General features: G+C 69.8%; 17 protein-coding genes. 11 read left to right on the forward strand and 6 right to left on the reverse strand.

Annotation, left to right across the window (positions count from 1 at the left end; all coding sequences use genetic code 11):
- The first annotated feature begins 39 nt into the window (after positions 1-39).
- From GRX01_RS13455 to lrpA1, 3 genes are all read left to right on the forward strand, one after another.
- Positions 40-1,932, forward strand: a complete 1,893-nt coding sequence (locus GRX01_RS13455; RefSeq protein ID WP_159668409.1) for a 2-oxoacid:acceptor oxidoreductase subunit alpha — start codon at positions 40-42, stop codon at positions 1,930-1,932.
- A 2-nt stretch (positions 1,933-1,934) separates the two neighbouring features.
- A complete protein-coding gene (locus tag GRX01_RS13460; RefSeq protein WP_159668411.1) occupies positions 1,935-2,873 on the forward strand; it encodes a thiamine pyrophosphate-dependent enzyme in 939 nt (312 codons plus the stop codon).
- Positions 2,874-3,008: 135 nt separating this feature from the next.
- Complete coding sequence (gene lrpA1, locus GRX01_RS13465; RefSeq protein WP_159668414.1) at positions 3,009-3,437, forward strand: HTH-type transcriptional regulator LrpA1; 429 nt, start codon at positions 3,009-3,011, stop codon at positions 3,435-3,437.
- Positions 3,438-3,549: 112 nt separating this feature from the next.
- Here the strand turns inward: lrpA1 and GRX01_RS13470 are convergent, their stop codons facing one another.
- Positions 3,550-4,782: a PAS domain S-box protein gene (locus GRX01_RS13470; RefSeq protein ID WP_159668416.1), complete on the reverse strand. Its 1,233-nt coding sequence runs from the start codon at positions 4,780-4,782 to the stop codon at positions 3,550-3,552.
- Between the two features lie 164 nt (positions 4,783-4,946).
- Here GRX01_RS13470 and dinB point away from each other — a divergent pair, with 164 nt between their 5' ends.
- Positions 4,947-6,323 (forward strand): DNA polymerase IV, encoded by a 1,377-nt coding sequence (dinB, locus tag GRX01_RS13475; RefSeq protein ID WP_159668419.1) that lies wholly within the window; start codon positions 4,947-4,949, stop codon positions 6,321-6,323.
- A 32-nt stretch (positions 6,324-6,355) separates the two neighbouring features.
- On the opposite strand, the gene GRX01_RS13480 is transcribed toward dinB, so the two are convergent.
- The 3 genes from GRX01_RS13480 to GRX01_RS13490 all read right to left on the reverse strand — a co-directional run bounded on the left by GRX01_RS13480 (position 6,356) and on the right by GRX01_RS13490 (position 9,088).
- Entirely contained in the window at positions 6,356-7,228 is an 873-nt protein-coding gene (locus tag GRX01_RS13480) for a halocarboxylic acid dehydrogenase DehI family protein (RefSeq protein WP_159668421.1), read from the reverse strand.
- 100 nt (positions 7,229-7,328) lie between these two features.
- Positions 7,329-8,531, reverse strand: coding sequence for a cation:proton antiporter (locus GRX01_RS13485; RefSeq protein WP_321168104.1), 1,203 nt, complete (start codon positions 8,529-8,531; stop codon positions 7,329-7,331).
- A gap of 80 nt (positions 8,532-8,611) precedes the next feature.
- A complete protein-coding gene (locus GRX01_RS13490) occupies positions 8,612-9,088 on the reverse strand; it encodes a cation:proton antiporter regulatory subunit (protein WP_159668424.1) in 477 nt (158 codons plus the stop codon).
- A 135-nt stretch (positions 9,089-9,223) separates the two neighbouring features.
- Between GRX01_RS13490 and GRX01_RS13495 the strand changes: the two genes are divergently transcribed.
- Positions 9,224-11,113 carry a helicase HerA domain-containing protein gene (locus GRX01_RS13495; RefSeq protein WP_159668426.1) on the forward strand — a complete coding sequence of 630 codons (1,890 nt, stop codon included), beginning with the start codon at positions 9,224-9,226 and terminating at the stop codon, positions 11,111-11,113.
- Positions 11,110-11,394, forward strand: a complete 285-nt coding sequence (locus GRX01_RS13500; RefSeq protein ID WP_321168105.1) for a hypothetical protein — start codon at positions 11,110-11,112, stop codon at positions 11,392-11,394. The genes GRX01_RS13495 and GRX01_RS13500 overlap by 4 nt, the downstream gene beginning before the upstream one ends.
- A gap of 25 nt (positions 11,395-11,419) precedes the next feature.
- On the opposite strand, the gene GRX01_RS13505 is transcribed toward GRX01_RS13500, so the two are convergent.
- Complete coding sequence (locus GRX01_RS13505) at positions 11,420-12,874, reverse strand: S8 family peptidase (protein WP_159668429.1); 1,455 nt, start codon at positions 12,872-12,874, stop codon at positions 11,420-11,422.
- Between the two features lie 319 nt (positions 12,875-13,193).
- Between GRX01_RS13505 and hflX the strand changes: the two genes are divergently transcribed.
- Entirely contained in the window at positions 13,194-14,579 is a 1,386-nt protein-coding gene (hflX, locus tag GRX01_RS13510; RefSeq protein ID WP_201289601.1) for a GTPase HflX, read from the forward strand.
- A gap of 36 nt (positions 14,580-14,615) precedes the next feature.
- Positions 14,616-14,990, forward strand: coding sequence for a hypothetical protein (locus tag GRX01_RS13515; RefSeq protein ID WP_159668431.1), 375 nt, complete (start codon positions 14,616-14,618; stop codon positions 14,988-14,990).
- Between the two features lie 6 nt (positions 14,991-14,996).
- Here GRX01_RS13515 and GRX01_RS13520 read toward each other — a convergent pair whose 3' ends face one another.
- Positions 14,997-15,758, reverse strand: a complete 762-nt coding sequence (locus tag GRX01_RS13520; protein WP_159668434.1) for a hypothetical protein — start codon at positions 15,756-15,758, stop codon at positions 14,997-14,999.
- A gap of 126 nt (positions 15,759-15,884) precedes the next feature.
- Here GRX01_RS13520 and hisC point away from each other — a divergent pair, with 126 nt between their 5' ends.
- From hisC to GRX01_RS13535, 3 genes are read left to right on the forward strand one after another with little or no spacing between them, the layout of a single operon-like run.
- On the forward strand, positions 15,885-16,979 hold the full coding sequence (gene hisC, locus GRX01_RS13525; protein ID WP_159668436.1) for a histidinol-phosphate transaminase: 1,095 nt from the start codon (positions 15,885-15,887) through the stop codon (positions 16,977-16,979).
- On the forward strand, positions 16,976-17,500 hold the full coding sequence (locus GRX01_RS13530) for an adenylate kinase family protein (RefSeq protein WP_321168106.1): 525 nt from the start codon (positions 16,976-16,978) through the stop codon (positions 17,498-17,500). The genes hisC and GRX01_RS13530 overlap by 4 nt, the downstream gene beginning before the upstream one ends.
- A complete protein-coding gene (locus GRX01_RS13535; RefSeq protein WP_159668439.1) occupies positions 17,497-18,114 on the forward strand; it encodes a CDP-alcohol phosphatidyltransferase family protein in 618 nt (205 codons plus the stop codon). The genes GRX01_RS13530 and GRX01_RS13535 overlap by 4 nt, the downstream gene beginning before the upstream one ends.
- Positions 18,115-18,137 lie beyond the last annotated feature (23 nt).

Genomic DNA, 18,137 nt, shown 5'->3' on the forward strand with positions numbered 1-18,137 from the left:
ATCTTCGGACACTGCCCATCGGAGGGCCTATCAGTACCTATGTCAGACGACGAACTCATCTGGCGGATCGCTGGCGGGTCGGGCGACGGTATCGCCTCGACCAGTCAGAACTTCGCCAAGGCCCTGATGCGGTCGGGGCTACACGTATTCACGCATCGACACTACCCCTCGCGCATCCGGGGCGGCCACACCTACGTCGAGGTACGCGCCTCCGCAGACCCCGTCAAGTCACGGGGCGACGGCTACAACTTCCTGCTGGCGCTGGGCGACTCCTTCGCTCGCAACCCCCAGGAGGAGGCCTACTACGGGAACGAGGAGGCCAAACCGCTCGCGGAGAACCTCGACGAGCTCCGCGAGGGCGGCGTCATCGTCTACGACTCGGGCCTGCTCGACCCCTCGGAGGTCCCGAACTTCGACGAGCGCGTCGAGGAGAACGACTGGCACGTGTACGACATCGACCTCCGCTCGCTCGCGCGCGAGCAGGGTCGGGAGGTCATGCGCAACACCGCGGGCGTCGGCGTCACCTGTGCCATCACGGGTATCCCGCTGTCGGCGATCGAGGAGCTGATGCGCGACGCGATGCCCGAGAAGATCCTCGAGCCGAACCTCGAGATCCTCCAGACGGGATACGACATCGTCAACGAGGAGTACGACGTGGACGCACCCGACATCTCCGTTCCGACGGGTGAACACGACGAGGAGCAGCTGCTCATGTCCGGCTCCGACGCCATCGCCTACGGCGCTATCGACGAGGGGTGCCGCTTCATCGCGGGCTACCCCATGACCCCGTGGACGGAGGTGTTCACCATCATGAGTCAGAACCTGCCCGAACTGGGCGGGATCTCCGAGCAGGTCGAGGACGAGATCGCGGCGGCCGCGCTCGCCATCGGCGCCTCCCACATGGGCGTCAAGGCGATGTCCGGTTCCTCCGGCGGCGGGTTCGCCCTGATGGGCGAGCCGCTGGGCCTCGCGGAGATGACCGAGACGCCGCTGGTGCTCATCGAGGCGATGCGCGCCGGCCCCTCGACCGGGATGCCGACGAAGCCCGAGCAGGCCGACCTGGAGCACGTCCTGTACACGTCGCAGGGTGACTCCCAACGCGTCGTGCTCGCGCCCGGCACCGTCGCCGAGGCGTACGAGGCGTCGCGGCGGGCGTTCCAGCTCGCCTACGAGTACCAGATCCCGACGATGCTCCTCTACGATCAGAAGCTGTCGGGCGAGCTGACGAACGTCCCCGCCTCGCACTTCGACCGCGAGCCCAACGGCGACATCGGCATGACGCTCACCGAGGACGAGCTGGCCGACCAGCCGCACACGGGCGACGGCAAGTTCCACCGCTTCCAGCACGAGGGCGAGAACGGTGTCTCGCCGCGCTCTGTGCCCGGTCAGAAGGGCGGTCGCTTCCTCGCGACCGGCAACGAACACAACCCGGCCGGCCACATCGACGAGGACCCCGACAACCGCGTCGCACAGATGAACCGTCGCCAGCGCAAGCTCGACGCCATCCGCGCGGACCTCGACGACGACGGCCTGCTCGTCGAACACGGGCCCGAGAACGCGGAGTACGGCATCCTCACGTTCGGCTCCCAGCAGGGGACCGTCGAGGAGGCGGTCGACCGCCTCAACGAGGACGGCACGTCGGTCAAGGTGCTGACGGTCTCCGAGCTCGCACCGTACCCCGTCAAGGCGGTACGTACGTTCCTCGACTCGGTCGAGGAGGCGCTCGTCGTCGAGATGAACGCGTCCGCGCAGTTCCGCGGCCTGACGCAGAAGGAGCTCGGCACGCACGGGGAGAAGCTCTCCTCGCTGCTGAAGTACAACGGCAACCCCTTCGAGCCCGCGGAGATCGTCGAAGGGTTCTCCACGAAGATCGTCGACGACGGGGAGCTCCCCGGCAACGAGACGAAGTTCGTGCCCGCGGCAGGTGACTGACAATGAGCGCATTCAGTGCAATCGGCGAGGAACGCGAGGTCGACCGCGACGAGTACACCCCCGAGATCGAACCGCAGCCGACGTGGTGTCCGGGCTGTGGCGACTTCGGCGTCCTGAAGTCCCTGAAGGGTGCGCTGCCCGAGGTCGGTCGCACGCCCGAGGAGACGCTGCTGGTCACCGGGATCGGCTGTTCGGGGAAGCTGAACAGCTACCTCGACAGCTACGGGTTCCACACGATCCACGGCCGCTCGCTGCCGGTCGCCCGCGCGGCGAAGCTCGCCAACCCCGACGTCGAAGTGATCGCCGCCGGCGGCGACGGCGACGGCTACGGCATCGGCGGGAACCACTTCATGCACACCGCCCGGGAGAACCACGATATGACGTACATCGTGTTCAACAACGAGATCTTCGGGCTGACGAAGGGGCAGACCTCCCCGACGAGCCCGAAGGGGCACAAGTCGAAGACGCAGCCCCACGGGTCGGCGAAGACGCCGATCCGCCCGCTGTCGATGTCGCTGACCTCGGGCGCGTCGTTCGTCGCCCGGACGGCCGCAGTCAACCCGAACCAGGCCCAGCGCATCCTGAAGGAGGCGATGGAGCACGACGGGTTCGCGCACATCGACTTCCTGACGCAGTGTCCGACCTGGAACAAGGACGCCAAGCAGTACGTCCCGTACACGGACATCAACGAGTCCGACGACTACGACTTCGATCCGACGAACCGCGCGGAGGCCCAGGAGCTGATGCGCGAGACCGAGGACAAGCTGTACGAGGGCGAGGTGCTCACCGGCGTGTACTACCGCGACGACGACCGCCCCTCCTACCAGCAGGAGAAGCAGGAGATCGGCGAGATGCCCGACGAGCCGCTCGCGGAGCGGTACTTCGACGACGATTACGAGTGGGAGCGCTCGTACGACCGGTTCATCGACAAGCACAAGTGAGAAAGCGGCGGGGGTGAGCGGCCGAACCGCACGACTGCGGCACGGTCGTTCCGTTCACCCGACCGGGTTGTCGGCTACGCGACTCCCGTTTTCTCATTCGCAAGGTATTTTTTCTGCGGCGCGAAATACATGGCAATGAGTACCTCCTCGACGGCCGACCGCATCCTCGAAGCACTCGAGGAGGATGCGCAGGCATCATACTCCGAGATCGCCGACCGCGCCGGCGTCTCGAAGCCGACGGTGCGCAAGTACATCAACCAGCTCGAGGACGAGGGCGTCATCGTCGGGTACTCCGCCGAGATCGACCCGAAGAAGCTCTCCGGGCAAACGATCGCGCTCGTCGGGATCGACGTGGACAGCGAGCGCTACGTCGAGGCGACGCGTGCGTTGAAGGAGCTCGAGTCGGTCGTCTCGCTGTACACGTCCTCGGGCGACCACATGTTCATGGCGGAGGTCCGTGCGGCCGACGGCGAGGAGCTCGGCGACGTGATATCCGAGGAGATAGGCGGCGTCGAGGGCGTCACCGCGGCCCACCCGTCGGTGCTCCAGGAGCGGCTGAAGTAACTGGCGGACGGTCGGGGGGACGGTCCGGAACGAGGGGCCCGATCGCCGACCCGACGTCCCCGCTCCATTCGCGGGCCTTGACTCCCCGGCCGACCACGGCGGACCCGACGCCTCACCCGGACCCCGTTCGGAGACGGATCGAGACCCGCGTGCCGCCGTACTCGCTTTCCTCGACGGCTATCGACCCGCCGGAGCTCCGGACGATCCACCGTGTGAGCCACAACCCCACGCCGCTGCTGTGGTCGAGTTGTGTCTCGGTCTCGGACGTGAGCACCTTCCGCTCGGTGGCCGGGAGCCCCGGTCCGTCGTCCACGACGCTCACGACGGCGTGGTTCCGTTCGGCGTCACGGTTCGTGGTGACCTCGACGACCGGAACGTCGGAGTCGTTGTGTTCGACCGCGTTATCTAGGACGTTGTCGAGCGCGTGTGGCAACAGCTCGTGAGCCACGACGGGGAGCGAGTCCGGCACGTCGCTCCTGACGCGGGCGTCGCACGAGTCGGAGCGGAGCCGTTCCACCCGCTCGTGGAGCGTTTCGGCCACGTCGATCGTCGTCCGTTCCGCCGCATCCTCACCCCGGAGTCGTTCGATCTTCCGTGCCGTCTCGCTCAGTTCGACCATCCGCGAGAGCCGGTCGTCGATCACGCGGACGTGCTCCTCGCCGCCGGGACATTCCTCGGCCAGCATTTCCAAGTGTCCGCGAACGACGTTCACGTCGTTGCGAACGTTGTGCCGGAGAACGCGGTTGAGAACGGCGAGTCGCTGTTCCCGTTGTTTCCGTTCGGAGACGTCGCTGGCGACGAACACCGCGCCGCTGAACGACCCGTCCCCCGTTCGAATCGGAGCGCCCCAGACACGCACGTCGAGCACGCGTCCGTCCCTGTGCGTACACCGGACGGTGACGCCGTGGAACCGCTCGCCGTCCCGGAGCCGATCCAGCAACCCCTCGACGCGTTCGGACGACTGAGCGAGCAGCCGGTCGTAGGGCCGTCGGCGCGCCTCGGAGTCGCTCCACCCGAAGATCCGCTCGGCACCGTCGTTCCAGACCTGTACGTCGCCGTCGCGTCCGACGGTGAGGATCGCCACGGGAGCGGTCTCGATCACGGTCGTGAACCGGTCTAGGAGTCGACCCACCGCCGTACCGAGCACGTCGACCTGCGTCGCGGTGTCGACCCGTTCGTGCAGAACGGTGATCAGCTCCGAAAAGAGGTCGTCGGTCAGCTCCTCCCGATCGGTGGTCGCGTGGGAGTGATACGAACGCAGCAACGTCTCCCGCACCTCAGGGTGCCCCTCCTCGGAGAGGACGCGAAACAGGGTCCCGACGAGCTGCTCGGCGTGGTCCGACATTTTAGGCCGACCTAACTCGCTGCGCATGATAAGCCCTGCTCTTCTTCCACGCTAAGTATCAACTGGAGTACCGGCCTTCGGCCGGGTGGCCGGCGAGACCGGGTCGGCTTCAGTTCCGCCGCGCGGGGCGAAGGTTTTCGACGGCCGGCCACCCACAGACGAGTATGGAGGAGACGCTCCCGGGGGCGCCGACGCCGGACGACGGCGGCGAACGCGTCGTCCTCCACGTCGACATGGACTGCTTTTACGCCTCCTGCGAGCGGCTGAGAGAGCCCGACCTCGCGGGCGACCCCGTCGTCGTCGGGATGGGGTACGAGCCGGGCGAGACGATCGGGGCGGTCGCGACGGCGAGCTACGAGGCGCGCGAGTTCGGCGTCGAGTCGGCACAACCGATCTCGCAGGCGCTGGATCGACTCCCCCGAGTCGCCGATGCGGATCCCGCCGACCCGGACGCGCCGGACCCCGCGGAGTCGGGTCACTACCGCTCCGTCGACATGGCGTTCTACGAGGAGGTCGCCTCGACGGTGAAGGGCGTCCTCCACGACGCGGCCGACACCGTCCGGGAGGTGAGCATCGACGAGGCGTACCTCGACGTGACCGACCGGACCTCCTGGGAGACCGGGAACGGACCCAGCGACGCCCCGCTCGCGGAGGGACTCGCCCGCCACGTCCGCGAGCGTATCGAACGCGAGGCGGGCGTGCCCGCCAGCGTCGGCGTCGCGCCGAACATGGCGACCGCGAAGGTCGCCTCCGACTACGACAAACCCGAGGGGCTCACCGTCGTCGAACCGGGCGAGGTAGCCGACTTCCTCGCGCCGCTGCCGGTCTCCGACATCCACGGCGTCGGTCCGGTCACCGCGAGCGAGCTCTCGGACATGGGGATCGAGACGGCCGGCGACCTCGCGGCGGCGGACCCGGCGGAGCTCGAGGCGCGGTTCGGCTCGCGCGGCAGGGAGTTCCACGACCGCGCGAACGGCCGCGACGACCGCGAGGTGACGCCGGCGGGGCGTCCGAAGTCGCTGTCGCGGGAGTCGGCCGGCCGGACCGCCGACGCGGCGGCCCAGCGCGAGCGGGTTCGCGCCCTCGCGGCCGACGTGGCGGAGCGTGCACGCTCGCGCGGCGCGATGTACCGCACGATCGGCGTGAAGGTCGTCCGCCCGCCGTTCGACGTGAACACGCGCGCCGACTCGCTGCCGGGGCCGGTCGACGATCCGGACCTCGTCGAGGAGGTGGCGCTCGACCTCCTCGAGGAGTTCGCGGGCGAGGACGTTCGGAAGCTCGGCGTTCGGGTGTCGAACCTCTCGTTCGCCGCCGAGGAGCAGGCGACCCTCGGCGGGTACGGGGGCGCCGCCGGCGACGACGCGGGCGCCGCACCCGCCGCCGGAACCACAGCCGAGGGGGAACGAGACGGCGCCGACGGGCGCACACACACCGGCGACGCGACCCTCGACGAGTGGGCCGACGAGGGCGACCCGGACGCGACCCGCGAGCGTCGCAGGCGACGGCGGCGCGGGCAGGTCGACCTCGGGGAGTTCGAGTAGTTCGCGTCGGAAGCGGGCCCTCGGCGCGGCGACTACAGTCGGCGCCGTCCGGTCGCGCCGACGCTGTCGGCGAACAGCGGCAGCGCGGGGATGACCGTCTCGACCGGCCCGCCGTTGAACTCGGCGAACAGCCCGGCGATGTCGTCGACCGCGTCCCCGTCGAATCCGGCCGCCAGCGCCGCCTCCCGCGAGAGCGACGGGCGGTAGGCGAACCCCTCGACGTACTCGTCGACGACCGTCGACGCGTCGGCGAGCGCGGTCTCGAAGTCCTGCGAGCGTAGTTCCGGATCCAAGTCGTCCCACACGCGGTTGAGGAAGCCGGGCCACTGGGCGAGACAGCGGTAGACGCTCGGGAGGCTGTCGTCGTCGAAGCCGTGGAACTCCCGGATCGACGAGACTGTCTCGGCGGCCGACTCCGGGACCGCGTCGACGGCGACCATCGACGGGTCGAGCCCGCGTCCGGCGTCAAGTCCCTCGGGGTACGGCTCGGTCGCGCTTCGGTCGTCGGGCACCGTCGTCCCGACGTCGCCGCCGTTCATCGACCGGTCGACCAGCTCGAACAGCACCGCCAGCCGCGGCGCGACGGCATCGAAGGTGGCGATCTGGCCGCGAAGCTCCCGCGCCTCAGCCGGCGCCAGGTCGAGTTCACCCGGGCGGTAGCGCGGGCCGTCGACGGCCGTGAGAACGGCGTCGCGATACGCCACCGAGGCCTCCGCGAACGCGCGCGTCTCGAATGCGGGCTTCAGTTGGCCCCACAGGTACCGGACGAGCTCGGGGTGGTTCGCGGTCGCCGTCCGCCAGATCCAGTTGACCACCGGCGCGCGGAAGGTGTGTCTGATGTCGTCGTACAGGCCGGCCCGCCAGCCGGTCGCGTCGCTCGCGTGGAGTTCCAGACTCGTGTCCATGCGGCCAGTTCGCAGGGAGGGATTGTAATCGAACCGGCGCGGGTTCCGGCGACGGGGGCAGTCGCCCGCCGCCCGGACCTCCGCTGGGATCCGACGGGAATCAGGCCGTCGATAACTGGACGGGGAGCCTCGCCGCGATCCGGTCTGCGTTGCGCATCAGGACCGTCCCGAGGACGCTGGTGACGAGCACGTAGCCGACGGTGAACGCCGGGATCGTCTCCCGGAGCGCCGGGGTCGTCCCGGCGGCGACGAGGAACGCCGCGATGACGAGCGAGAACTCCCCGCGGGGCGTCAGCGCACAGCCGACGCGGACCGACCGTCCGTGGTCGAGCCCGTACGCCCGTCCGGCGGCGTAGCCGCTGACGAGCTGGCCGACAGTGGTGACGACGGCCGCGGCGAGCACGAGGCCGAGCGTCGCCGTCAGCAGCCGCGGATCCGTCTGTAGTCCGATGACGAAGAAGAAGACGGCGGCGAAGAGGTCGCGGCTCGGCGCGATGAGTCGCTGTATCCGGGCGGCGTGGCCGGTCCGACCGAAGGCGGTTCCGACGAGGAACGCGGCGACGGCCTCGCTCACGCCGACGAGCAGGCCGGCGCCCGAGACGAGTGCGCCGACGCCGAGCACCCCCAGCACGAACAGCTCGGTGGAATCGACGTCGAAGGTACGGTCGAGCAGGCTCGCTCCGTAGTAGGCCGCCGCGAGGAGGGCGAGCAGGAACGCGAACGATCGGCCGACCGATCCGACGACGGTCGACACGTCGTTTCCGCCGACGAGGAGGACCGACAGCACCGCGAACCCGAGGGCGGTCAACACGTCCTCGATCACGACCACGCCGAGGATCGCCTGGCTCTCCCGGTCGGCGATCCACCCGAGGTCGACGAGCGACTTCGCGATGATCACCGTCGAGGAGTTGAAGACGACGAGCGCGAGGAAGGCCGCCTCCAGCCACGTGAACCCGAACGCGAGGCCGAGCACGAACCCGAGCGGGAGGCTGATCCCGACGTCGGCCGCGCCGGCGCGGAGGAACCGAACCCGGTTCGCGAACAACTGGTCGAGGCTCAGTTCCAGACCGACGAAGAACAACAGCAGGACGACACCGAGATCGGCGAGCAGCCGCATCGTCTCGGGCCCCTCCAGGAGCGTGAGCGAGACTCCCGCGATCGACGGCGCGGCCGGGCCGACGAGGATCCCGACGAGGATGTACGCCGGGATAACCGACTGGCCTATTCGGAGCGAGAGCGCGCCGGCGACGGCCAACGCCGAGAGGACGACGCCCGCCGTGAGGAGGACGGTGAACTCGACCACGTGGGCGCGACGACAGACCCGGGCGTAATAGAGGTTGCCCGACGCGCCGACCCGACCGCCCCCCCTGCCTGCGCCCGATCCTATCGGCCGAGAACGCGATCGAGCTCGTCGTACGCCTCCTCGGTACCGACCACGACGAGGGTGTCGCCGGTGCGGATCTCGGTGTCGGGGTCGGGGTTCGAGACGGTCCGGTCGTCGCGGCGTATCGCGAGGATCGACACGCCGGTCTCGCTTCGCAGGCGCGTCTCCCGGATCGACGCGCCGGCGACCGGCGAATTCCCGTCGATATCGATCCACCGGATCGGAGCGTCGTCGAAGGCGTCCTCGAGGTCCTCGGAGACCGGGGTGAAGTAGCTGCCGTCGAACACCTCGGCGAGCCGCTCCGCCTGCGGCTCGGTGAGCTCGAACAGCGGTTCACTGTCGTCGTCTGCCGACCCTCGCCAGTACGTCCGCCGCCGCCCGTCGTTGTGGATCACGACCACGAACTGCCCGCCCCCGGGGAACGACGCCGTGTACCGCCGACCGACCCCGGGGAGCTCGGTCTCGGAGATCTTCATGGCACGGCGTTCGGCAGCGGGTCTTATCGCTGTTCGGGGTCCGACGGAGCGGCGTCGCCGCCGGCAACTCCTCGTCAGACACATGTCGGACGAGACTACAGAAGTTTAAGCCCGGTGGGGAGTCAGGGTTCGGTAATGAGTGACGAGACCATCACCGTCGCGGACGTGAGCGACGGAACCGGCGGGGAGTCGGAGCTGTCGGCCGGAACCCCGATCTCGCTTCCGGTGGTCGAGATCCTGACGGGTCGCGGGTTCATCACGGGGAAGTCCGGCTCCGGGAAGTCGAACACGGCCTCGGTCGTCATCGAGAAGCTCCTCGACGGCGGATACCCCTGTCTCATCGTCGACAGCGACGGGGAGTACTACGGCCTGAAGGAGGAGTACGAGATACTCCACGCCGGCGCGGACGACGAGTGTGACATCCAGGTCTCGGCCGAGCACGCCGAGAAGCTCGCCGCGCTCGCGCTCGAGGAGAACGTCCCGATCATCCTCGACGTGTCGGGCTACCTCGACGAGGACGAGGCGTCCGAGCTGATCCGCGAGACCGCCAGACAGCTGTTCGCCAAGGAGAAGAAGCTGAAGAAGCCGTTCCTGATGCTCGTCGAGGAGTGTCACGAGTACATTCCCGAGGGCGCCGGGATGGACAAGACGGGCAAGACGCTGATCAAGATCGGGAAGCGGGGACGCAAACACGGCCTCGGAATCGTCGGCATCTCCCAGCGCCCGGCCGACGTGAAGAAGGACTTCATCACCCAGTGCGACTGGCTGTGCTGGCACCGGCTCACGTGGGACAACGACACCAAGGTCGTCTCGCGCATCCTCGGCAGCGAGTACGGCGACGCGATCGAGGACATGGGCGACGGGGAGGCGTTCCTGATGACCGACTGGGCCGAGTCCATCCGACGTGTGCAGTTCCACCGCAAGCAGACGTTCGACGCGGGCGCCACGCCCGGCCTCGACGACTTCGAGCGCCCGGACCTCAAGTCGGTGTCCGGGGACCTCGTCTCGGAGCTGCAGTCGATCACCGACGAGCGCGAGCGCACGGAATCGGAGCTCGCCGACCTCCGGCAGGAGCTCGACAAGAAGAGGCAGCGGATCACCCAGCTCGAACGGGAGCTGGAGGAGGCGCGCGACATGTCGGAGATGGCCGACACCTTCGCGCAGGCGCTGTTGCAGAAGGCGGACGCGCCGTATCGCGGCGGGAACGGGCGGTCACCCGGCGGGGGACCGGCCGCCACGGCACCGGGGTCGCACAACGGCTCCGCGCCAGAACCGCAGCGTCGAGACGGGGACGCCGCGTTCGGGGGACGGCCGGCCGACGATCAGGCCGAGCTTCACGACTACGAGGACCCGGAGGCCGCCTCGGCCGACGCTCGCGGCGACGACGGGGTCGACCGCGCCGGGGACGACCGGAAACGACCGGCCGCCGCGCCCGCCGGGAACGGCGCGGCGGCACCCGCGGCCGCCGACCACGACCACGAGAGCTCGGAGACGACCGAGTCCTCGGCCGAGCGGACGGAAGAGGCCGCGAACGGCGACGGGGGTGTGGAGACGGGCGCGAGCCACGAGCGCGTCGCGAACGCGGTGCCGCCGACGGACGAGGTCGACATCTCCCCGGCGCGCTCGCGTTCGGGGTTCGACGGCGTCGAGGACGCGTCGGCGATCCTCGACGGCGACGAGCTTCGCCACCGCGAGGCCGTCGTCGCGGGGTTCGCCCGTGCGGTGGAGTCGCTGGAGGACGTGACCCGGGAGATGCTCGGCGCGTACCGGCGCGAGGGACGCGCGACGCCCGTCGAGGCCCACCGCGCCGCCGACGGCTCCGGGGACCGCCGGTACGCGTACGCCCGGAACAAGGTGCTCCGCCGCGCCGGCTTCGTTGAGCACCGCAGTCGCGGCGAGTACGCCTACGCGCTCCCGGCCCTCGTCCGGCGCGTGTACGGCGAGCACACCGACGAACAGGACCTCGTAGAAGTGATCGCGGAGATCGAGGCACGCGCCGGCCTCGACCCGGACGTGGCGCCGTGACGCTGAAGCTGCCTCCCAGCGGCGAGAACCGCTGGCGACTCGCGACGCACGCCCGAGTGATCGTCTACGAGACCGAGGACGGTAACGAGCTCCTGACGGTGTACGACTGCGGCGCCGCCCAGAAGCCCCCCTCGGCACAGCTCATCGGCAACCTCGTCCGGGTGAACGCCGAACACGAGCTCGAACGCGGGCCGACCGGCTACGCCGTCAGCATGCGTGAGTCCGCGGACCTGGTGAAACAGGACGAGCACCACTACGTGATCGAGGCCGTGGAGGAGTGACCCCCACCCCGGACTGACGGGGTCGCTACTTTCCGTTGCCCTTGCCGCCCTTGCCGCTGGCAGCGCGCACGAGCGCCTCCAGGTCGAGGTGACCAGAGCCGTGATACCGTTCGCCCTCCTCGGGCATCGAGGCGGTCTCCCGGATGAGTCCTTCGACCTCGTCGGGGGTGGCGTCCGGGCGCAGTGACTTGACGAGCGCGACCGCGCCCGTCACCTGCGGGGCCGCCATCGACGTGCCGGCCTTCCAGCCGTAGCCGGGGACGACCTCCCCGTCCTCGGTGGTCTCGTTGACGGTCGAGTACACGAGGTCGTTGTACGCCCTCGGGTTCGACGCGATCGCGTCGAGGTCGGCGTTGCCGCCCGCGGCGCTCACGTCGACGGCGCTCCCGTAGTTGGTGTAGAAGGCGGGTTCGGTCGTCGGCTCCTCCAGACGGTTGCCCGTCAGCCACTTCGCCTCGTTGTCGCTGTGCTTCCCACCCCAGCCGTAGCCGATCGGACCGGTCGCGCTGACGCCGAAGACGTCGTCGGCCTCCGTCGGGAGGCTGAGGATGTTCTCGGCGTCCATGTCCAGCGACGAGTTGCCCGCGGAGTTGACGATGACCGTCCCCTGGTCGCGGACCGACGTCGCGACTTGGCTGATGATCTGCTCAAGGGCGATCAGGCTCGGATACTCGACGGTGTCGGCGACCGTGTAGCCGACGCTGTAGTTGATCGCGTCACAACCGACCCGTGCGGCGTACTCCCAGCCGGCGAGACCGTCGCCCGCGTACCCCTCCTGACCGGAGAACATCCGGACCGCGACGATCTCCGTGTCCGGCGCCGTCCCGAGCACACCGCCGGCGGGACCGTCGTTGTCGTTCGTCGCGGCGATCGTGCCCGCGACGTGGGTGCCGTGGCTGCCCGCGCCGTTGGGACGGAAGTCGAAGCCGTCGCCGGTGATATTCATCGAGAGCTCCTCGTTGACGACGCCCTCGAGGTCCGGGTGGCCGTCGTAGACGCCGGAGTCGACGACGGCGACGCGCGTCCCCTCGCCCGTCGTCGTGTCGTGGATCGACCGGCCGCCGCCGGGCTTGTCGGTGAGTTCGTTGCTCACGTCCTGTACGCGCTTGTCCCACTGGTACTCCGAATTGCTCGGTGCCCCGTCGTGGTTGTGGCTCGCGCTCTTCCCGGAGGCGGAGGGACCCTTCTCCTCCACGATCGCGCCGGTTTCGTCGTCACTGAGGTCGATCCGGAGGTCCGGAGCGGTCGCGGTCGCCCCGCCCACCGCCGACTGGTCACCGCGTGCGACGAGCACGTCCGCCCGCGAGAGGTCGTGGATTATCTCCACGTCGTCGGGGATCTCGCCCCGCGAGACCTTTCGGAGATTGATCAGGAACCGTTCGTCGGCGGCCGACGCGCTGGCCGATCCGACACCGAACGACAGACCGGCCGCGGTCGCCCCGATACCCTTCAGGACGGTCCGCCTGTTATGGTTTGACATTGCGAATATACGAAACAAGTAGGCTGTAATAATAGTACATTGAACTGAAAGGAACCCATCGAACATTTATTCGCTGCGATCGGTACGCTGGTCGTGACCATACCACACATCGGGAGAACGCTCATACTCGGGCCCGGACATCGGACTGTATGGAGCCCTCCTACTCGTCCCGCTGACCGCCGCGTCGGCGAGGACGCGTCGGTCGGCACGGCGGGGTGACGCCAACCCCGAGACGGACGGCCGATCGAACGACCGACCGCGGGCCTGAGTCGTCGGGACTCCCCTCCCGAGGACGACGGGCGCGCGGTCACGACACACAGTGAACGTACGAGACAGACTCGAGAGCGGGCGAGCGGTCGTCGCCGCCCGCGACGCGGACGAGACGCCCGACACGACGGAGATCCGACGCCTCGCGGAGGCGGCTGGCTACGAGGTGGCCGGCGAGGTGACACAGCGGCGCACGGAGGACCTGCGGTACAACCTCGGCGGCGGGAAAGCGCGGGAACTGGCGGACGTGGTCGCCGAGCGCGACGCCGACGCCGTCGTCTTCGACGGCGAGCTCTCGCCGGGGCAGTACACCGACCTGTTGGAGCTGTTCCCGTCGGGGACGACGCTGACGGATCGCTACCGACTGGTTCTGGAGATATTCGCCGACGGCGCCGGATCGACCGCCGCGACGACGCAGGTCGAGCTGGCGACGCTGCGGTATGAGCTTCCGAGGGTGCGCCGCGCGACCGAGCGGTCGCTGTTGAACGCGGCGACCGAGAAGGGTTCGCCCGTCCTCGACATGGAGAAGCGTATCGACGCGATGGAGGCGAAGCTGGACGAGCTGACCGACGCGGCCGCCGACCGCCGGGCGCGACGACGCGCGGAGGGGTTCGACCTGGTCGCGCTCGCGGGCTACACGAACGCGGGGAAGTCGACGCTGCTGCGCCGGCTGGCGGACGACTTCGACGCGGAGTCATCGGCGCCCTCGGCCCCCTCGGGCGACGACTCGTCCGGCGAGGTGTCCGGCGACGAGAACCGGACCGACGACCTCGCGGAGTCGGTGACGGTCGAGGATCGCCCCTTCGAGACGCTGGAGACGACGACGCGGCGGGCGACGCTGGGCGGGCGCCGTGTGCTCCTCACCGACACGGTCGGACTGGTGGCGGACCTCCCGCACGACCTCGTGCGCTCGTTCTCGGCGACGCTCGACGAGATCGGCGCCGCCGACGCCGTGCTCGCGGTGGTCGACGCCGGCGCCGACGAGGAGCGGCTCCGCCGGCGCGTCGAGACGACCGTCGAGGTGCTCGCGGCCGACGCGACGGGTCCCGTGATCCCCGTGATGAACAAGGTGGATCGACTGGACGCCGCAGGTCGCGAGGCCGCGCTCGAGATCGTCTCGGACGTGCTCGCCGAGGCCGACGTGGAAACCCGCGAGCCTGTGGCGATCAGTGCGCTCGATGGGACCGGGACCGACGACCTCCGCGAGTCGGTTGTCGGGGCGCTGCCGGGCTCGACGGCGACGTTCGAACTGCCACCGTCGGGAGAGTCACAGGCGTTCGTCTCGTGGCTCCACGAGCGCGGCGACGCCGACGTGACCTACGGGCCCGAATCGATCGAGGTCGCGTTCGCGGGCAAGCCGTCCGTCGTCGACGAGGTGGAGCGACGGGCGGCCGATCTTCGGACGGACGATATCCGCCCGGACAGCACCGAGGAGTAGCCGAAGGCACATCAGCGTCGAGCGCCTTCCAGCGATATGGACGCGACGCTCCAACTTCCGACGGGCGAGACGGTCGGAACGGACGAGGTGTTCGAGTTCAACGGCTACCCGTACCGGTTCCGACCGCTCGATCACGCGGAGTACGCGTTCGCGCTCTCGCCGCTGGTGTGGGGCGGCGGGGACATGGACGTGCCCTTCGAGGACCGCGCGGAGCTTCGCGAACAGTGGGGCCCCGAGTCGCGCGGGGTCCGCTCCGACGAGGAGTGGCGCGACTGGCTGGTCGAGGCCCGGTCGGACGACCGCTTCGGCGACGACGAACTCGACGCGGTGGAACGGGAACTGTTCGGCGGCGGCGGTCGTGATGGAAGCGACGGTGTTCTCGGTCGTGTCCTGCGAGCGCTCGGCCGGTAGCGACCTCTACTTCTCTCGCATCCGTACGTCGCAGTCGAGACACACCTCGATACCCGCGATCCAGTTCACCTCCGAGCGTCCGCAATCGGGGCAGACGTACACCGCGTTGTTGTGCTCGGTCGTGCCCCGCGGCGGCGCGAGGAAGCCGGTCTCCGACACCGTCTCGGCGACCTTCGGCATCCGCGAGCGCTTGACCCGGGCGCGACGGGCGAGGTAGTCGCCGGAACTCGGGTCCGACCCGTGGAGGTCGTCCCAGTCGAAGGCGTGAGTCGTGTTCCGGGCGGCCTGCTGTGCGCCCAGACGGACGGCCTCGAACAGCGGTTCGGTCGCCCGCGAGAGCGGATCGGGGTCGTCGGCCTCACGGTACAGCTCCGTCGCCCGTTCGTACGCGTCCGCGCCGTCGTCGCCGAGCCCGCCGGCGGCGCCGAAGTCGCCCATCGCCTCGAAACAGCACGCGCGCTCGGCCTCGGAGTCGAGGAGGCTCGCGTAGTCCGCCGCGACGGCGTTGCCCTCGCGAGCGCGCAGGCTCGCACGTCGGTCGGCACCGGCGGCGCGATACGCGAACGTCGCGAGGAGGAGATATCTGAGGCCGTACCCGCCGTACGTCGCGTCGGCCCCGAGTACCTCGCGGTCTGTCGCTTCCGCCTCGAGGCCGGCGAGGGCGCCGCGCCCGACAACCGTGTACAGGTCGGCCGCCCCGGCGGGGTCCCGATCGACGAGCGCCCGCACCGCCTCGGATCGCCGGGCCGTCGGATCCGTGTCCGTCATTGTGTTCGGTAGGGACTGCAGGATGGTGAATTCGGGGGCGGTCGGGCGGTCGCTCCCGGGGCCGACCGCGGCGTCGGGTCGCCCGGTGTGGGCACGCTTATGAAGCGTCCACCACTTCTCTCGCGCATGAACACGCGCGACCTCTCGGCGAACGCGCCGTACGTCCCCGGCCGCGGCGTCGAGGAGGTGGCCCGCGATCTCGGGCTCGACCCGGAGGAACTGGTGAAGCTCTCCTCGAACGAGAACCCGTTCGGTCCCTCGCCGAAGGCCGTCGAGGCAGCGAGGGAGGCCGCCGAGTCCGCCCACGTCTACCCGAAGGCGGCCCACGCCGACCTCACGGAGGCGCTGGCCGAGCGGTGGGACCTCGCTCCCGAGCAGGTGTGGGTGAGTCCGGGCGCCGACGGCGCGCTCGACTACCTCGCGCGGGCGATGCTCTCGCCCGGCGACCGAGTGCTCGTTCCCGAGCCGGGGTTCGCGTACTACCCGATGAGCGCCCGCTACCACCACGGCGAGGTGGCGACGTACCCCGTCGAGAAGGCCGACGGGTTCGCGCAGACCGCCGACGCGATCCTCGACGCCTACGACGGCGAGCGGATCGTCTACGTGACGACTCCGCACAACCCCGCCGGAACCGAACTCCCGCGCGAGGAGCTCGTCGCGCTGCTCGAGGCGGTCGACGAGGAGACGCTCGTCGTCGCCGACGAGGCGTACGGCGAGTACACCGACACGCCCTCCGCGGCGGGCCTGCTCGATGAGTACGAGAACGTCGCCGTCACGCGGACGTTCTCGAAGGCGTTCGGCCTCGCGGGCCTCCGCATCGGCTACGCGCTCGTGCCGGAGGCGTGGGCCGACGCGTACGCCCGCGTGAACACGCCGTTCGCGGCCAACGCCGTCGCGCTCGACGCCGCGCTCGCGGCACTCGACGACGACGAACACGTCGAACGGAGCGTCGAGTCGGCGAAGTGGGCCCGCGAGTACATCGCCGACGAGTTGGACGCGCCCACGTTCGAGAGCGCCGGCAACTTCGTCCTCGCGGAGGTGGGCGACGGAAGCGCCGTCGCCGAGCGCGCACAACAGCGGGGCGTTATCGTCCGCGACACCGGCTCGTTCGGCCTTCCCGAGTGCGTCCGGGTCTCCTGTGGAACCGAGGAGGACACGCGCGAGGCGGTCGAGACGCTCAACGAGGTGCTCGCGGATCTGGAGCCCGGGGTCGAAGCGTGACCGACGGCGTCGACCGCCTCGTCGTCACGGGTACGCCCGGGACGGGCAAGACGACGGCGACGGATCTGCTCGCCGAGGAGCGCGGCGTCCGGGTCGTCCACCTCAACGACCTGATCCGCGAGGAGGGGCTGTACACCGAGCGCGACGAGGAGCGCGACTCGCTCGTCGCCGACCTGGATGCGGCGGCGGAGCACCTCGGCGAGTGGACCGGCGTCGTCGACTCCCACCTGGCCCACTACCTCGACGCCGACCGCGTCGCGGTGTTGCGGTGCCGGCCCGACGTGCTCGAACGACGGCTCGTCGAGCGCGGGGAGGGCGAGGCGAGCGCCCGGGAGAACCGAGAGAGCGAGGCGCTCGACGTGATCCTCGGCGAGGCGGTCGAGCGCTTCGGCGAGGACCGGGTGTACGAGATCGACACGACGGACTCGGATCCCGACGAGGTCGCGACCGAACTCGGGCGGGTGCTCGACGGCGAGCGCGAGCCCTCAGCAGGGGAGGTCGACTTCGTGGAGTACCTATGACGCTGGACCAGTTCAGGCCCCTCGCGGAGAAGGGACTGTCGCCGTTCGTCCGCGCGGCCAACGCGCTCGGCCTCTCGCCGGACGGCGTGAGCGTGATCGCGTTCGCGTGCGCGGTCGCCGCGGGCGTGGCGTTCGGCCTCGCGCCGCCCTCGGAGGCGCCGTTGTCGTACGTCGCCGGGTCCGCGTTCGTGCTCGCGAACGGCTGGCTCGACCTCGTCGACGGCGCGCTCGCGCGGGCCCAGGGAACCGACTCCTCCGGCGGCGACCTGCTGGACCACGTGCTCGACCGCTACGCCGACATCGCGGTCCTCGTGGGGCTCGCCGCCGGGATCGGTCGCTACGGACTCGGGCTCGCCGCCGTGACGGGCGTGCTGATGACGTCGTACCTCGGCACGCAGATCCAGGCCGTCGGCATCGGTCGGGAGTACGGCGGGCTGCTGGGTCGTGCGGACCGGCTCGCCCTCGTCGGGATCGTGGGCGTCGTCGCCGCGGCGGTTCCGGACCCGCTGGTCGGCGGACTCGGCGTGGTCGGCCTGCTGCTCGTCGTGTTCGCGATCGTCGGTCACCTCACCGCGCTCCAGCGCTTCCGGGGCGCGTGGGCGGATATCGGGTGACCGCCATCCGAGCGCCGAGAGTA

It is taken from the genome of Halobaculum saliterrae, from assembly GCF_009831625.1.
GTDB classification, from domain to species: domain Archaea; phylum Halobacteriota; class Halobacteria; order Halobacteriales; family Haloferacaceae; genus Halobaculum; species Halobaculum saliterrae.